The organism is Lacticaseibacillus saniviri JCM 17471 = DSM 24301 (assembly GCF_001311785.1).
Lineage (GTDB): Bacteria > Bacillota > Bacilli > Lactobacillales > Lactobacillaceae > Lacticaseibacillus > Lacticaseibacillus saniviri.
Map to the genome: position 1 here is coordinate 25,849 of NZ_BBBX01000020.1, position 14,597 is coordinate 40,445.

21 protein-coding genes are annotated in these 14,597 nt (G+C 45.3%); all 21 read right to left on the minus strand.

What is annotated here, in order from left to right:
- Positions 1-116: 116 nt before the first annotated feature.
- The 21 genes from JCM17471_RS10300 to JCM17471_RS15445 all read right to left on the minus strand — a co-directional run bounded on the left by JCM17471_RS10300 (position 117) and on the right by JCM17471_RS15445 (position 14,582).
- The gene (locus tag JCM17471_RS10300) at positions 117-749 is read right to left on the minus strand and encodes a glucosaminidase domain-containing protein (protein ID WP_054777813.1); all 633 of its coding nucleotides are present in this window, start codon (positions 747-749) and stop codon (positions 117-119) included.
- Positions 727-1,035, minus strand: coding sequence for a glycoside hydrolase family 73 protein (locus JCM17471_RS15440; RefSeq protein WP_225354255.1), 309 nt, complete (start codon positions 1,033-1,035; stop codon positions 727-729). The genes JCM17471_RS10300 and JCM17471_RS15440 overlap by 23 nt, the downstream gene beginning before the upstream one ends.
- A 114-nt stretch (positions 1,036-1,149) precedes the next feature.
- Positions 1,150-1,542 carry a phage holin gene (locus JCM17471_RS10310; protein WP_054777815.1) on the minus strand — a complete coding sequence of 131 codons (393 nt, stop codon included), beginning with the start codon at positions 1,540-1,542 and terminating at the stop codon, positions 1,150-1,152.
- A complete protein-coding gene (locus JCM17471_RS10315) occupies positions 1,543-1,794 on the minus strand; it encodes a hypothetical protein (RefSeq protein WP_054777816.1) in 252 nt (83 codons plus the stop codon).
- A gap of 1 nt (position 1,795) precedes the next feature.
- Complete coding sequence (locus JCM17471_RS10320; protein WP_225354256.1) at positions 1,796-2,002, minus strand: hypothetical protein; 207 nt, start codon at positions 2,000-2,002, stop codon at positions 1,796-1,798.
- Between the two features lie 376 nt (positions 2,003-2,378).
- A complete protein-coding gene (locus JCM17471_RS10330; protein WP_054777818.1) occupies positions 2,379-2,846 on the minus strand; it encodes a hypothetical protein in 468 nt (155 codons plus the stop codon).
- An 11-nt stretch (positions 2,847-2,857) separates the two neighbouring features.
- On the minus strand, positions 2,858-3,409 hold the full coding sequence (locus JCM17471_RS10335) for a hypothetical protein (protein WP_054777819.1): 552 nt from the start codon (positions 3,407-3,409) through the stop codon (positions 2,858-2,860).
- Entirely contained in the window at positions 3,406-4,440 is a 1,035-nt protein-coding gene (locus JCM17471_RS10340) for a pyocin knob domain-containing protein (RefSeq protein WP_054777820.1), read from the minus strand. The genes JCM17471_RS10335 and JCM17471_RS10340 overlap by 4 nt, the downstream gene beginning before the upstream one ends.
- Positions 4,437-4,901, minus strand: a complete 465-nt coding sequence (locus JCM17471_RS10345; protein WP_054777821.1) for a hypothetical protein — start codon at positions 4,899-4,901, stop codon at positions 4,437-4,439. The genes JCM17471_RS10340 and JCM17471_RS10345 overlap by 4 nt, the downstream gene beginning before the upstream one ends.
- Positions 4,902-4,914: 13 nt before the next feature.
- Positions 4,915-5,499, minus strand: a complete 585-nt coding sequence (locus JCM17471_RS10350) for a hypothetical protein (protein ID WP_054777822.1) — start codon at positions 5,497-5,499, stop codon at positions 4,915-4,917.
- Positions 5,496-6,440, minus strand: a complete 945-nt coding sequence (locus JCM17471_RS10355; RefSeq protein WP_054777823.1) for a baseplate J/gp47 family protein — start codon at positions 6,438-6,440, stop codon at positions 5,496-5,498. Before JCM17471_RS10355 ends, JCM17471_RS10350 begins: the two co-directional genes overlap by 4 nt.
- Positions 6,441-6,704: 264 nt before the next feature.
- Complete coding sequence (locus JCM17471_RS10360; protein WP_054777824.1) at positions 6,705-7,058, minus strand: contractile injection system sheath initiator; 354 nt, start codon at positions 7,056-7,058, stop codon at positions 6,705-6,707.
- 132 nt (positions 7,059-7,190) lie between these two features.
- Complete coding sequence (locus tag JCM17471_RS10365; RefSeq protein WP_054777825.1) at positions 7,191-7,439, minus strand: hypothetical protein; 249 nt, start codon at positions 7,437-7,439, stop codon at positions 7,191-7,193.
- On the minus strand, positions 7,436-8,299 hold the full coding sequence (locus tag JCM17471_RS10370; RefSeq protein WP_054777826.1) for a phage protein: 864 nt from the start codon (positions 8,297-8,299) through the stop codon (positions 7,436-7,438). The genes JCM17471_RS10365 and JCM17471_RS10370 overlap by 4 nt, the downstream gene beginning before the upstream one ends.
- Positions 8,292-8,579 carry a phage baseplate plug family protein gene (locus tag JCM17471_RS10375; protein ID WP_054777827.1) on the minus strand — a complete coding sequence of 96 codons (288 nt, stop codon included), beginning with the start codon at positions 8,577-8,579 and terminating at the stop codon, positions 8,292-8,294. The genes JCM17471_RS10370 and JCM17471_RS10375 overlap by 8 nt, the downstream gene beginning before the upstream one ends.
- A gap of 63 nt (positions 8,580-8,642) precedes the next feature.
- Complete coding sequence (locus JCM17471_RS10380) at positions 8,643-9,212, minus strand: LysM peptidoglycan-binding domain-containing protein (protein ID WP_054777828.1); 570 nt, start codon at positions 9,210-9,212, stop codon at positions 8,643-8,645.
- Positions 9,212-10,570 (minus strand): hypothetical protein, encoded by a 1,359-nt coding sequence (locus JCM17471_RS10385; protein ID WP_054777829.1) that lies wholly within the window; start codon positions 10,568-10,570, stop codon positions 9,212-9,214. Before JCM17471_RS10385 ends, JCM17471_RS10380 begins: the two co-directional genes overlap by 1 nt.
- A 52-nt stretch (positions 10,571-10,622) precedes the next feature.
- The gene (locus tag JCM17471_RS10390) at positions 10,623-11,063 is read right to left on the minus strand and encodes a hypothetical protein (RefSeq protein ID WP_054777830.1); all 441 of its coding nucleotides are present in this window, start codon (positions 11,061-11,063) and stop codon (positions 10,623-10,625) included.
- Entirely contained in the window at positions 11,042-11,692 is a 651-nt protein-coding gene (locus JCM17471_RS10395; protein ID WP_162208386.1) for a hypothetical protein, read from the minus strand. Before JCM17471_RS10395 ends, JCM17471_RS10390 begins: the two co-directional genes overlap by 22 nt.
- Positions 11,693-11,709: 17 nt before the next feature.
- Positions 11,710-13,848 carry a hypothetical protein gene (locus JCM17471_RS10400; protein WP_156321684.1) on the minus strand — a complete coding sequence of 713 codons (2,139 nt, stop codon included), beginning with the start codon at positions 13,846-13,848 and terminating at the stop codon, positions 11,710-11,712.
- A gap of 251 nt (positions 13,849-14,099) precedes the next feature.
- A complete protein-coding gene (locus JCM17471_RS15445; RefSeq protein ID WP_225354257.1) occupies positions 14,100-14,582 on the minus strand; it encodes a hypothetical protein in 483 nt (160 codons plus the stop codon).
- Between the last annotated feature and the right edge of the window lie 15 nt (positions 14,583-14,597).

Genomic DNA, 14,597 nt, shown 5'->3' on the forward strand with positions numbered 1-14,597 from the left:
CCTATTTCTATTCATTAATAATACTACTAATACAAATCTTCTAAAAGCTCAAATTCACATCAATTATGAGCAAAAAAAAGAGCCACCAACCGCGTTAGCTGTCAGTGACTCTATTATTATGGCTTGCCAGGGCCAAATTGTGTGTATTGCTTTGGCAAATAGGTGCTGTTGCCGACTAGGTACATCGGCTTGCCATTGATGGTCTTGGTACCGTTGTTCTTCCACTGTGTGCCTGTCTTGAGGCGCCGGCCCCAATACTTGCCGTTACCATCATACACATTGACGCCCCAGCCCTCTTTGTAGTTGACCGTGAGAACAGCGTCGTCGATATTTGTGTATTTGATAGGTAGATACTCGTTACCGCCATTGATTTTGCCGACCAGTAACATTGTCTGGCCCTTAATCACGCGGCGGCCTTGTACCTTCCAGCGGGTACCATGAGCAAGACGGCGCCCAGTCCACTGTCCATTGTCATAATAGGTGTTCACTCCATAGCCTGGTTGATAGACAACCTGAGCGACAGACTCGTCAATCGCCTTGTGTGGCCATGATTCGACAACACCGGTGACGCCATTAAATGCTTCCTGATCCCAAGCAGCTAAACCGTTGGCCTCAATGGTCGAGATGATTGTTGCGGCGTAATTTGGTGCCGTGGCATAGCCGTCAGATTGTACTAAACGGGCAAATGTCCGGTAGTCCTTAACGCCCAAAAGATTGTGATACCGACTATTGTCGACAAAAACTAGCATGATCTAGCACGCTAGTTGACCAATCAGGATATTTTCTAAACGCATCATTAATCGTGTAGTAGCCAGCTGCCGCAGACCATTCTTGCGTCGGGAACCACACCGATTGACCGTTATAGGTACCTTTGATACCAAATAAGTTGTTATTTGGTGGTAAAGCAAGCTGTGATGACCCCCAAGCTGATTCGATAGCTGCTTGGGCCGCCGTCACAGATGGTAGAACTCCTCGTGACCATGATTTCAATGCTCCTGCTTTAATTGCTGCGAAAAATACTGTTGGATTAGTCACTCATAGGGCCTCCTCCCTGTTCATCCGTTGATACATCGACTACACCTGTTTGAATTGGCTCATTGCTATTCTCCAGGGCTGTTATTTCAGCCAATTTATCTTCAAGCGCCTTGGTTACCTCGCTAGCATCGATTTTAATTGTCGAAGCACCGACGGTCTTGGCTGCTGGTTTTGTGTGTCATACGCAAGATGCATTGCACTGACTGCTGATTCAACAGCTCCAGCAATAACTTCATCGCCTAAGACCGGTAAACCGAGTGTCTGCAACGTAGATTGCACTAGCTTAACTGCCTGAACCTGCTTGTCCTTGTTATCAAGATCACCGGCCTCTAACTTGTGCACGACAAAGACTGCGGTCTTATTGACGATATCCAGAGCTGTTTTAGCTGCCTGATTATCCTTAACTGCAGCATCAATCTTAGCCCGATGCTGCTGATAGTAGGTATAAATTACACCAATAATAATTACCAGAGCTTGTGTGACCAATTTAGACATTTGCTGATTCATTCATTTCGCCTCCATCCACTGGTTGATCTGTTTCATTACTCTCTGCCGTACCGGCGGTGATAAGCTCAGTTGAATTTTGCGTGGATTAAGATAAAACCCAAGTTCTTGTGCAACCGCGCCACGCAATGCTGGTTCAACGTCATCAATGGTGCCACGCTCGTTTAAAATATCGGCGACACGCAACATCACCTGCGTTGAAGCCATACCCTCGTTTTGCTTTGCCTGCATACCTTGTTCAATCTTAGCTGCCATGTTATCCATTCTCCTTTTCTTCTAGTTGTTTCTTTAGTGACTCGTTTTCCTTTCGAAGCCTGTCGTTGTCAGCGTTGACTTTGTCATAAAGGTCCATCATCTCGTCGTGTTTTGTTTTGCGCTTAGACTCGCTAAAAGTTAGCAATCCAATAAAGGCCGTGATGATACCAGCCAAATAAGGCGCAATTTCCAGAATATTATGATTCACGCGTATCACTCCTTCGTGCCATGATCAGCACAAAGGCTGTGATGATTGTGTTGGAAATCCAACTCATATAATGTCCAGTCGCTACCCAAATCAAGAACTGATATGACGATAGGAATCCCATCAAACACGCGGCTATTGTAATGAAGCGCCTGTTCCACTTAACCGAAACACTCCCTTCCAAAAGCCAAAGTAACAGTCCCAATCCATCTGCCACGAAAAAACCGCCAAACAAGTCATCGTTAAAAAATCGACTGCATACGGCGGCCACATAAAAAAGCGATCGTTTGTGATTAGCCACACTCCGATCGCTATCAGACCTACTCCGAGCCAAAAATGCTCAGGATAGGTTTTAACTTTGTCCCACATATCCTTCCCCCTAAGCTTGAATTTGCTGATAGACATCAACCATCGACCCATTCTTAACATAAATATTTCCACGCAAATCCATGCTGACATTAGTTACCGCCGCGCCCTTAACCAGGGTTGACCACTCCAAGGTCAAATCATTTTTAAACTTTGATATTTCCAGATTATTTACGCCATTTGAATTAAGTGAACCTGAGTATCTAATCAAAAATAAGTTACCTAATTTATCCATTAAAAATGTCCGCATCAACAACTGAGCTGATATTTGGCAACTTATATTGGAACACTTGAAGATTTGTCGTGATCTTGTAAAGGCGTGGTGTATCTGTGGCATAAGTGATAACCACAAAATATTTCCCGCCGCGTCGTAAGTCATTTGCGTTGAGTTAGAGACATTTCCATGGTCTCCAACAGTAATAAATGTCTGAGAATCATCTTTGGTGGCAACAAGATTTCCATCAATATCATATTTATTCAACTTAATTCCATTTACTCCTTGAGAATAGAGCACGTAGAAAAATTGTGATAGTAGCTGATTCCAAATGCGTTAGAGCCAAAAATAATATTTCTTTGTGAACTAGCGGCTGTTTTAAAGTAATCCACACGTCGATAGTAAGTGCTAAAGGCCATAAATTCACCCGTTTCCGATACGGCCAAAGCATTGTAAGGTACATCAGACCCTCCGATCTTTTGTGTGATGTCACTAGGACTTGCGAAATAGCTTGAAGCTAAATCATTCCGAATAACCGCCAATCTCTGTTGTGGATCAATGGCGCCAGAATACATTGGTTCTGGTAGCTTGAGGGTTGAAATGCTTAAATCAGATTCAATAACATTAGCAGGATTCGCTAAAAAGCCGTATACCATACGACCATCTGGTAAAGCCATCCCTCTGTAATAGGTATTAACCTTGACAGAATATGCTAAACCAATATTAGTGTTCGGCGTAGTCCATCCATTAGATTTCCAAAGTGGTATATTTCCTTTTCTAATTTCCAATACTGGGCGTTTGCCGTGATAAATACCTTGAATGCTACTCATACCATCACCTCAAATTTTGCAATAATATAGTAATCCCGATTGTTATCATAGGCATCCAACGCCTGATATTCGGCTAGTGTGCCATACCAATTTCGATAGGGATCTAAGTCTGCTTCTTCAAGCGCCTTTTGCCAAGATGACCATGTTTGTCCATGATAAAGCTCGCGATGCCAAGATTGGCCGCTTGCGGTATCTGGCATGAATGTCTGGACAACACTTCCGTACACGTCACGCACCTCAAGTCGACCAAATTGCCCATCCACCGGTGCATTGTTGGCAACTGTTGTGTTGCTAACAGTGAAGTTTCCAGTAATCGTCATAGTATCGAAATTAGGATTATTAGTGGTACTAAGCTTGCCATATTCTTTATTAAGGTCGCTTTTCTGCATAATTTCCGCAGCATCAATAACTTTGGCAGAATTGGGATCTTGCCAGCCAGATACAAGCAGCAACTTTTCATCCGCCGCCACCACACTTGATTCTCCGTCCTTTGACACTGCGGGAAATGTCGAAGGCATAGTTCCTGAGAGAATCTTAGCCACAATATCAGAACTGCTTTCACCTGCTCCAATGACTGTCAAACCACCACCACCTAGGCGAACGATGTCACCCAAATTGGTTCCAGCGTTGTATCCTTGCAGAACCGGATTATCACCGGTCCCAGAGCCAGTGTTCATGGCCAGTTTTGGCGCACCATTAATTGTCAGATTGTCTGCAAATTTAAAACCTGCTGCCAGTTGATCGGGTTTGTCTTTGTAAACGATATTTTCTAATTTCGGTGCAATATCCTCGGTCACTTGTTTTCTCAGTGCTTGATCTGCAGCGACGCGGTCTTTTGCTTCCTGAGAAATTGCCTGGCTATTGGCCTGATCTGCCTGAGAGCGAGTAGTCGCTTCATTTGTATTAGCTTCGACACGAAGTTTTGCTTCGTCCGCAACCAAACCTTTTGCATTTTCGGCCGCATTTTCGATAACTGTAATATTTTCAGAACTGATATATTTTTTGATCTCTTCTAAATCATTTTGTGTCAATAAGGCTGCCTGGTTGATTTCAAGCGAGACGACAGCAGAGTTCGAAATTTTGAACCCTGTATTATTTGCATATTGGTAGAAGATTTTGAATCCTTGTCATAGGCGTTCATATATTGGCCTTGGTTGGCCTTCAACACTGCGAAAAGATGTTGCTGGTCGTTTACTTTAACCAAGATAAGGACTGAGTTCAGCGTGTAATCAGCTGCTACAGACGTGCCATCTAAAACAATTTCAAAATAAACAGTGTCATCATTTTTAACTTCAACGTTAGAAATCCAGCCTGTCTGGTTCTGTGAAGCGCTTGTTAGGGCAGTGTCTGTCAGTTGTTTTAACTGGTCATCCGTGTATTTTGTCGTTGAGCCAATCACTGACAACAATTGCAGTTTAGTACCATCGGCAATGGCCTGACTAATTAAGCTGACGCCAGTGGCCGACACGGCTCCAGTAAATTTTTCTGTCATGTCATTCTCCTTTCTATTCGAATGGTTCTTCACGATTGAAAATCATCGCTGTATTAGCTGCGATAACGGTATTAGCAACGAATCCGGCATTATCCATAAACTGAATTGACTGCACATGAACTCCCGCCGCAACAACGCTTTTGATTCGGTTGAACAAGTAATTTTGTTCCCAATCAGTCTTAGCGATATCAACGGGCACGTTAGTGATTCGGATAGCCAATGGTTCCTGTGGATCTGTTGGATTGGGCCGTATTGTCTCGATTCGAATACCTTTTGCGGTCACATTCAGTGAGCTTTGAATAGCACGAAGAATACCATCGACCGTAGCGTCACCTGCTCGAATGATGATTTTTGATTTAATCATCACTCGGTAAAACTCATCGTCTGCGGGACCACGCGCTTGGCCATACTTTTCACCCAACTTATCCAGTGCCGCACCATCTGCTTTATCAATGTTTCGGTAGGCTTCGACACGCTCAAGCAATTCTTTGGCCTCAGACATCGGCTCAGTCACAAAACGAGCAAGTTTTTGTACATTCGTCCCAAATCCATTAATGGATCCGGGCAGTAGTGAAATAAAATCATCAAAATAACTCATTCGACCACCACCGAATCCAATGTGATTGTGGCACGTTGAATATCATCGAGCTTGATGTCCTGCGGTGATAGAGCGGCATCGTCAGTTCCAATAGTGACGTCTGCAACTACAATCCCCGGGATTGAATCGTAGATAGTACGATATAGGTAACTATAGTGAACCGTTTCGCCCATCCCAACTGATTTCACGTAGTCAGCCACAGCTTGCTGAATGAGCGCTGGACCATCTGTCGGATAATCGTCATTAGTCTCAACCTTTACGTGCGCATAAACGCTCAATGGTGAAGGTTCGTCGTAATAAACGCTGTGCTCGCTGCCGCCAATATCCTTGACCCGCACTTCAATACCGCCATATGACTGAACACCAGCAGCGATACTGCCGAAAATAGCTTTCGCAATATCATCTTTATACCCACCATCGACATAAAAGTGCAGTGTCTTTGGGGGATTACCAGATTCATCAACTTCTAAAGAGTCGTTTGCCACGATTTTAATCGCATTAACACCGTTCACCTCGTACAATGCTGAAATCAAGCCATTATACGGGCTACTTGGTGCTTCTTGGCTGGCTTGTTCAAGTCTGTTACGCAACTGATCATCTGTTTCCAAATCGGCACCACCGTTGATTTCACCGACTTGTACTAAAAGGATTTCTTCAACGGGCGTCACCTGATCTGCAGGGTATTTATCATAAATCCCTGGTTTGTTGTATTTCACACCGTTGCCATTTGCATAGAGTAGTTTGCTCTCGCCAATCCCAATATTCTGGTCGTTATAACTCAACACACCGAATCCTTGCTCCGTGAGATCAATTTGCTTTTGACCTGTATCAACAAGCGTCACAGGTTCACTATTCATGTAGATCAGTCCATCCTTAGTTTGGAACATGACACCTGCGGGCACTACATAACCAGCAACACCATAAAATTTGATTGAGCCCATTGCTGCCTGGGGTGAGCGCCGCACTAGTCCGAGATTGGCTGCTAACTGATCAAGCGTTGGCCCTTCGGCGCTATCAATAAATTGTGACTGGTAGACCGACTCAGATAGCTCATAGACTTTATTCAGAAAAAACGCAATTAAGCGTATAAAATACCACCAACAGAATTGGTGGCCGTGTTAGCTTGTTCGCCGAATAATTGGTGCCATTTGTCAATTAACTGCTCGACTAGTTCGTTGTATGTTGGGCGTGTGAACCCTTTGTTGTTAAGCAAGTATCATCACCTCCGTGCTTGAAATTCGGTCATCCGCCATAAATTCAACTGTTGCTACCAAATTGCGGTTTTCAACAACTGTCAACGAAATATCATTGACTGCGGTCACCCGCGAGTCCTTTTGCATGGCGTCAGTGATGGCACCCGTCGCATAGGCTTCGTTGTATGCTTTACCGAGCACATATTCTGTGTCCAATCCCATTTCTTCATCTGCAAAGAATTCACCCATTCGTGTCTTCAACAAAATACTGACAGCTTGCATGACTTCATCGATTCCTGATGTCTCAGCAATATCATCAATGTCAAAAACAACATCGTCATCATGGTCTAGCTTGAAATCAATCATCACAACACCCCCACAACTACAGCATCATTGACGTTGTGCATTCTCAAAGATCCCAGCGTAAAATCGCTGTTACCGCCACCCCAGTTTTCAACGGAGCGATCCAGAAAAACCACGATGGCCACATCACCTTTTTTATTTGGTCAAGGTAAGAAGATTCGCCTCGAGTCTTATTTTTTGTTGCAAGTGGCGCGCAACTGCGACATTGAGTAACATACCGCGTTTAGAACCTGATTGATTAAGAGCCATTGGCTGAATGTCTGCCTTCTTTTTGTCAGCAGAAACAGAGACGACGCGTCCTAATTGGGCCACATTAATGCTAATGGCCAATTGAGTAGCAAATTCGCGGAAAAACTTAATATCATTATCACGATTAGTGCTCATTGGGTGACCCCCTCAAAACTTGTTGTCGGTTGAGTACCATCAAAGCTGTGTTCACCGTTAAGCACTCGCATAGTAGTATTCACGTACTGTGTTTTCACATGGACCGTCGAGAATGTGGTCATATGGTAATTCAATATTGAGTCCACGGACCATGAGAATTTACCCAATCCATCATCATCGTCAGCATCTTGCCAATCCTCATCACGATCCTCACGAGTAGGGATCTGAAGCAGTCCCGAAGCATAAGCCAGCTCAAAGTTATCTGTGCCTTTGGTTGAACCATAAATGTATTGGACCGTCAGTTGACCGCGCAGATAAAACAGCGACGTTTTGCAGTCGCCTGCAATTGTCGTCAATGTGTCCATTGGCTGCTCATCTGCTGTATAACCATCTTTGTACTTCTTGTCCGTCTTCAGCGAGACAAATTTAAGGTTGATTCCAGCTTTGGCAGCTACTTGCCTAATGATTTGGCTACCGGAAGCTCCTTTAGCAAACGTCAGATTCTGCTTCTTGAGTTTGGAATAGTCCTGGCCTTCAAGGATTCGCAGAACATAGGCCGTGTCGGCGTCTTCCAGTGATGGAATGGTGGTCCGATAGATAGTGCCGCTCACCAGCAGTCCAACATCACCAGAGTACCCAGCAAACACCTTTACGCGATCACCTTTGTTAATACGATTAAAATCGCTCGGATTAATGTTGTAAATCGTGATTTCTGAGATATTTTTGTCTGGCTGGTCCGAGAACGGCACGCTAAAATGAATTTCTACCCAGTCTGGCATCTTGCCATAGCGATAGACGAGGTTTCCGCTCTTGGTTGCCACTTCAACTCGAATTTCAAAGTTGTACTGCTGTTTAGCCATTTGCTTCCTCCTCATCCGACAAAATTAATGTGTCCTGATACAGAAAAACCGTCTTACCGAAGTTATCTTTGGTAATGGCGGTTTCTTTATTTGCTTCATCAAGTGGCACAAGGTCGATTTTTGGCACTTCTGGATCCACCAGTCGCCGCCAAAGTCGCTTACCATACACTAGCCGCTCACCCATCACTACAGGCTGGAAGTCCGAGTCATAAAGGTCTGCAGTGAAAAAATTGGCCACTTTCGTTGTAATTAAGACCGATGTACACATTTTGATTGCCAAATTGAGCCTCAAAAATAATTGGCAACTGGTCGTAATCGAGTTCAAATCGTCCTCTAACTGACATTACTTGACCCTCGCTTTCGCACCGATGGGGATTCTAGTATCCGCCCACTTATTCCATGAGCGGAGCGTTGGGATTGAAGTCCCATAGCGAGATGCCCATGCCCAATAGGTATCACCGGCCTTAACCGTGATGTAGGTGCCCTTCTTTGTCGCCGAGCCCTTAGTTGGCGACTTTGGACCGGTGTTCTTGGCACCTACAAAGCTAGAGGTCACTGTCATGACCCAGGTCAAACTGATATCAATCTCCAGTGCGTTCTTATAACCGCCTTCATCATAGGTCTTATGCAGTTCCGAAATTAGCATGTTACCGTGGTGCACCGCTCCGTGATAGGTCAACAGATTGCCATAAAATTGCCAATTAATTAGCTGCTGAAATTTCTTGTCAATTTCAGTCTGATTCTTGCCAAAAATTTTGCCCTTGAACTCCCATGTCTGGCTTTCCCGCTGGGTGTGGTCAACGATTGGGTTGCCACGTTGGACGGGATGAGTCGCAATTGTGTTTTGAATCGCTTCTTCTTCGCTTTCAAAAGAAATTTCAACTTTCTTCTTGCCATCAGATAGAACTGCCATTAAAGCACCTCACTTTCTCTAAATTTCACCAACAGGCATGATCTGGCGCAGACGCTCGCCGATCGCATTACCGATTTTTGACCCAAACTTGTGGCGTCTTGGCCACCTCCAGTACCACCGCCATTTACGTTCACGGTGATGTTGATAATTGGCGCGTTGCCACCGCTACGTTTCATCATGGCGGCCTTAGAGCCTGGTGTCCCAGTCTCAAGCCGTGGGAGCCGTTTGGTGTCATCACCATTCAGTACTTGAGTACCTTCATCGAGATGGACCATCAGATTGCGAATTGCCGGGAATTTGCCCATTCTTCCGTCCTTAGTCATAAAGGATTCGCGCCAATTAGCGCCTTTGGCATCGTTGACCATGTATAAACCGGCACTCGCGCCACCATTGCCAGACCAATTGGATCGTTTGCCCTTGCCAAACATCGGTGTGCCACCAGCAAGATACCCTTTAAAAGCAGATAAGGCACCTGGTGTCCCGGTTGCTAACTTGCTAGATCCTTTGCCGGCCACATTGGCTGTAATGGTGATTGTCTTTGATTTGAGCGAGTTAATAGCCGTCTGCAATGCCTTGACCTTTGAAGCAGCTGCATCCGCCGAAGCACCAATCTTGCTCATCGCTGATGAAATCCGAGAAATCGCAGATTGTGCTGAACTAACCATTTTGTCAAAAGATGACGTCATGGTGCTGGCTGCTTTGGCCATACCACCTTTAATAGCAGATGACACTTGGTTCATGCCATTTGTCACCGCACCTTTTGTTTCGCTCATGCCTGATTTAGCAGCACTAGTCATCTTATTAAACTGACTTCGGACGCCACTGGTCATACTATTAAGTCCGGATTTAACTGCTGTGGCAATACCTTTAGAACCAGACGATGCTGCAGACTTTGCTTGTGACAATCCAGATCGAACTGCGCTAGTAATCCCCTTAAATGACGATTTACCAGCAGAATCTACTGCTTTTAAGCCAGATTTGACGGCAGTCACAATGCCTTTAGTCCCAGACTTAGCGGCAGACTGGGCGGATTTAAGCTGTGATTTGATGTCTGATGTTAAGGACTTGAGAGAACTCTTAGCACCCTTGCCGGCATCTTTTAAGCCGTTCTTGATTGCTGTCGAAATACTCTTGGCCCCACTCTTGGCAGCAGTTTGCGCTGACTTCAGAGCGGACTTAACATCCTTTGGCACTGACTTCAAAGCTGACTTGGCACCCTTACCTGCATTCTTCAATCCATTTTTAAGTGCATTGGAGATATTCTTTGCACCGCTCTTAGCCGCCGTTGTGGCACTCTTCATACCTGACTTCAGAGCCTGACCAACTGCTTTAGAGGCAGTTTTATAGTTCTTTGACATCGCGGTTGCAGCGGTCTTGTCTGCCTTTGAAATCTGTTTAGTGGCTTCGGCTTTAACTTTTCTTCAAATTTGCATTTGATTTTTTAGCTAAGCTTTCCTGTTTCTTGGCCTCTTTTTCAAAAGACTTGGTCTGTTTTGCAACTTCAGCCTTCTGGGCTTTGGTCAGGCCAGAAAGTGCCTTAGCACTAGTCTTTGATGCCTTTGAAGCACTGTTACCCAATTTGGAGATTTTTTTGCTGGAATTTTCAGCTTCTTTACCCGTCTTTTTAACTTCATCAGTAGTCTTTTTGGCATCTTTGGCACCATTGGACTTTTTGGACTTGGATACAGATTCATTTCCCAACTTAGTGCTGGCCTTATCAGCTTTGCTGGCGGTTTTTTCTGCGGCAGAGGCAGATTTGGCACTCTTTGATGCCTTATCTTGCGCCTTTTTTAACTTTTCTTGTGCCTTAATCAATCGGTCGGTGTTCTCTATTTGAGATTGACGATCCATCGTGGGCTTCTTGATTTCTTTTCCGCTTGTTTAACAGCTGATTTGGCGCTAGATACAGACTGCTTATCGCTTGCAGCCTTTTCTTTGGCCTTGCTTGCTGCTTTAGCCGTATATTCAGCGGTGGCTTTGGCAGTTGCTACTGATTCCTTTTGAAAAGCAGCATAATCGCCACTTTCAAGAGCTGAACTGGCTTTTGCTGCATGAGCTTGAACATCAGCGCTCCGTGTCCCTTGTCCTGATTGGACAGCTCGCATTTGGGCTTTTGCCGTAGCAGCGTTCTTTGCCCCTTTACCTTGAACAATCGCCTGTGCTTGTTGATCAAGTTGAACATTTTGTTCTGCTTCTGCCTGATACTGAGCTGCAGTTTTTGCGCCCTTACTTTTTGGCTTTGGCTTACTCCCACCAAATAATCCGCCTAACCAATTGCCAGCTTTATCACCTAACCATTGTCCTGCTACCCCGCCAGCAACAGTTCCTAGCGGTCCAGCTAGGCTACCAAGCGCTCCACCTAAAGTAGCACCAACACCGCCACCGACTGCACCACCGACTTTTTGGTGCCGTTCTAGACTTCCCGCTTTTGTCGTTGTGACGGCATTCAAAGCATCAAAACCAGCAAACAATGCGTTCATGCCAGGCATACCTTTACCTAAAAACTGCCTGCTTTGCTCAAACCACCTGTTACCTTTGCTATTCCTGAGCCTAATTTCGAGACACCAGAGCCTAAGAACGATCCGCCAATCTTTTCGCCAATTCCCCCGAGCTTAATTAGAGAATTGCCTTTTAGCTTGGTCATCCATCCCACATTTTGAGCCATACGAGGCCCAGTTGATTCGAGCATACTTTCGCCTTTAGCAATCATCCTGCCGCTGCGGCCTTGCGATAACGCAAATGATTTTTCCTCAGCGGCCAGATCAATTTGATACTGTTTGCGGCCACCATTACCTACATAATCAGCTGGACTAAGTGTTGATTCAAAACTGCTTGCGGCTTTATTCTTAGCCACATTAGCAGCACTTTCAGGGCCCGTAATTCCTTTGCCGTTCATCTTATCGGCTGCCCCGTCTATTTTATTCGCGGCACCCATCATTTTGTCGCCAGCAGTATCTTGTTTTGGCTTGATACCAAACACTTTAGAAATCAGCCCATCAACAGTTTTGCCAACCCCGCCCAGCTTGCCAAGCATTGAGCTAAATGGCGCAAAAGCCTTCGACACAAGGCTTCCCATGCCAGGCAACTTTTGAAAGCCCCGCATCGCGACTGCGAATGCAGTTACTTTGCCGGCGGCTGCCCCAATATCGCTAAGCAAACCCTTAGGAAGTAGTTTCCCAGCGCCTTGGCCCAATGATTTAATCCCGTTGTAAGCAGTCTTCGCATCATTAATGACGCCTTTAATAGTGCTAGTAAATCCTTTGCCAAATCCACTAGCAAACTCTTGCGCGAGAGGGGCAAGATCCTTGCCAACACTGGCTGCTTCTTTTCCCATCTTGCCGATAGCGTCTGCTACCTTCGCCGAAGCTTTAGCCATATCGGTGGCTACACTATCCATTTGCTTCTGGTTGTTGAAGAAGCCAGCAGTCTTTGAAAGAAGGCCGCCTTTGCCTCCGAAAGATTTATTTATTTCTGAGCCGAATGTGGTTTCAAAACTGGTAGCCATGTTCTTAAGGCCATTTTGAACCGATCGGGCAACCCCGCCAATCGTTGAATTATAACGTTCTGAAGCCTTACCAACACCACCGCTATTACCGTACTTATCCAAGCCAGCAAAAGCAGTTTCAGCGTTGACTGCTTCGTAATCCCAATTACCAGATTTATTTTTACCTAACTCATGACCATTTCGACGCTTATATTCATCACGAATGGATCGTGTAATTTTACCGTCCAATAGGTTAAGACTTTTGGCGCCATTCCCTGTCATCTTACCCAAGTCACCAATATTACCCACAGCAGTTTTAAATTGTTCCATTTCCCGCTGGGTAAGCGAATTGGCATCTTGAATGTTAAACATCCCTGTTACGACGTCTTGTGTCTTCTTTAAATTTCCCGAATAGGAGCCAGCATCTGAAGAGTAAATCTGTTTAGCCATTGAGTTGGCTTCTTCAAAGCTGTTACCAGCTTTGATGGAAGTCGAAAGCATAGCGATGTTCGCAGCTGCGGATTGCTTGTTAAGTTGCGCATCCGACATTTCTGGATGGGCATCCTGAATCGAGGTCGCCCACATAGCTTGTCCTGCCTGGCGTTCTTTGATTCCTTCAAAGCCACTAGAAACAAGGCCTTTCGCACCGTCAACGGCACCTGTTACTGCTTGCGCACCGAGCATACCGACTGAAAACATAGCAAAGCTATCTTTGACAGCACCCTTAATCTTGCCCCACGATCCCTCGCTTTTGGCTGATGATTCGCTAAACTGAGCGGCACTTTGGGCCGTCTTCGGCTGGTCATTGGCTGCTTGGTGATATGAATTAGATGCCTTTTCGGCATCAGCAGCCGCTTTGTTCTGAGAACTAGCAACTTTGTCCTGAGCTGAAGCTAAACGTTCTGAAAGAGAAACAGACTCTTTCAGTGAACTGTTCAGCTTCTCACCACCGGCTGCTGTTTTGTCCATGCTTTCTGTCATAGCAGAAAAGGCGCTAGTGCGCCCACCGGCCTCACTAGCGCCCTTTAATTTGGCTTCCAACTTATCAGCACTGACAGTTGCCTTTTCAACATCAGCGCTCAATTTTGTTGCAAAACTGGAACCTGCGCCTCCGCTTGAAAGTCCTTGAGCGGCAGCCTTCAGCTTTTCCAATAAAGAATTAGCTTTTTCAAGGTCGCTAAGACCTGTCACAGCATTTTGTTGTGATTGTTGTCTCGTTAGCCATTAACTATTCCTCACTTCCATGCGTTAGCTCCCACTTTTTATTAGCTAACTCGTTATAAAGTTGCACCTCCTCCACAGTGGCTAAATCCATCGTCTCCTGGCTCACAATCCCCATCATGACTGGGAACCATAAGCCCATCTGGTCGTCAGCTCGACGGCTAATGACAATGTCGTTTTTTCTAGTTAAAGCGTGATCCACAAAACAAATCTGCCGCAGTCATGACCTCTTTGTAGCCTGGCCGAGTGTCAAAATCATCAAGGGTTAGTCCATGTGGTGCGACAATGACGTTTTCGCAAAGCATTTCGTTATACAGCGCTTCGGAAAATACGCCGTTGTCCAAGCGAGATGAATCGAGCATTTGCTGCATTTTTCGGATACCAGGGAACTGGAACGTGTAATGCCATTCATAGCCATTTTCGTCTGTGAATACGTAATCCTCGTTGTGAGCTAAGCGGTCAATCTTAACGGGTTCTGGAGCCTTCTTTGTTTCTGCTAATTTTTGACCATTTGCAACAGCTGTTAATGTTGCTGGCGCTTGTTGTTCTGGCACTTCAGGGTTCGGGGTGGCTTGCAAAGATGCTGCATTCACTGGTGCTTCTGGTGCCACTTGCTGGCCCTGAGTTGTTGGTTGTGTTTGTTGTGTGTCTTCTACTTCTGTCATTGATTGATTCCTCCA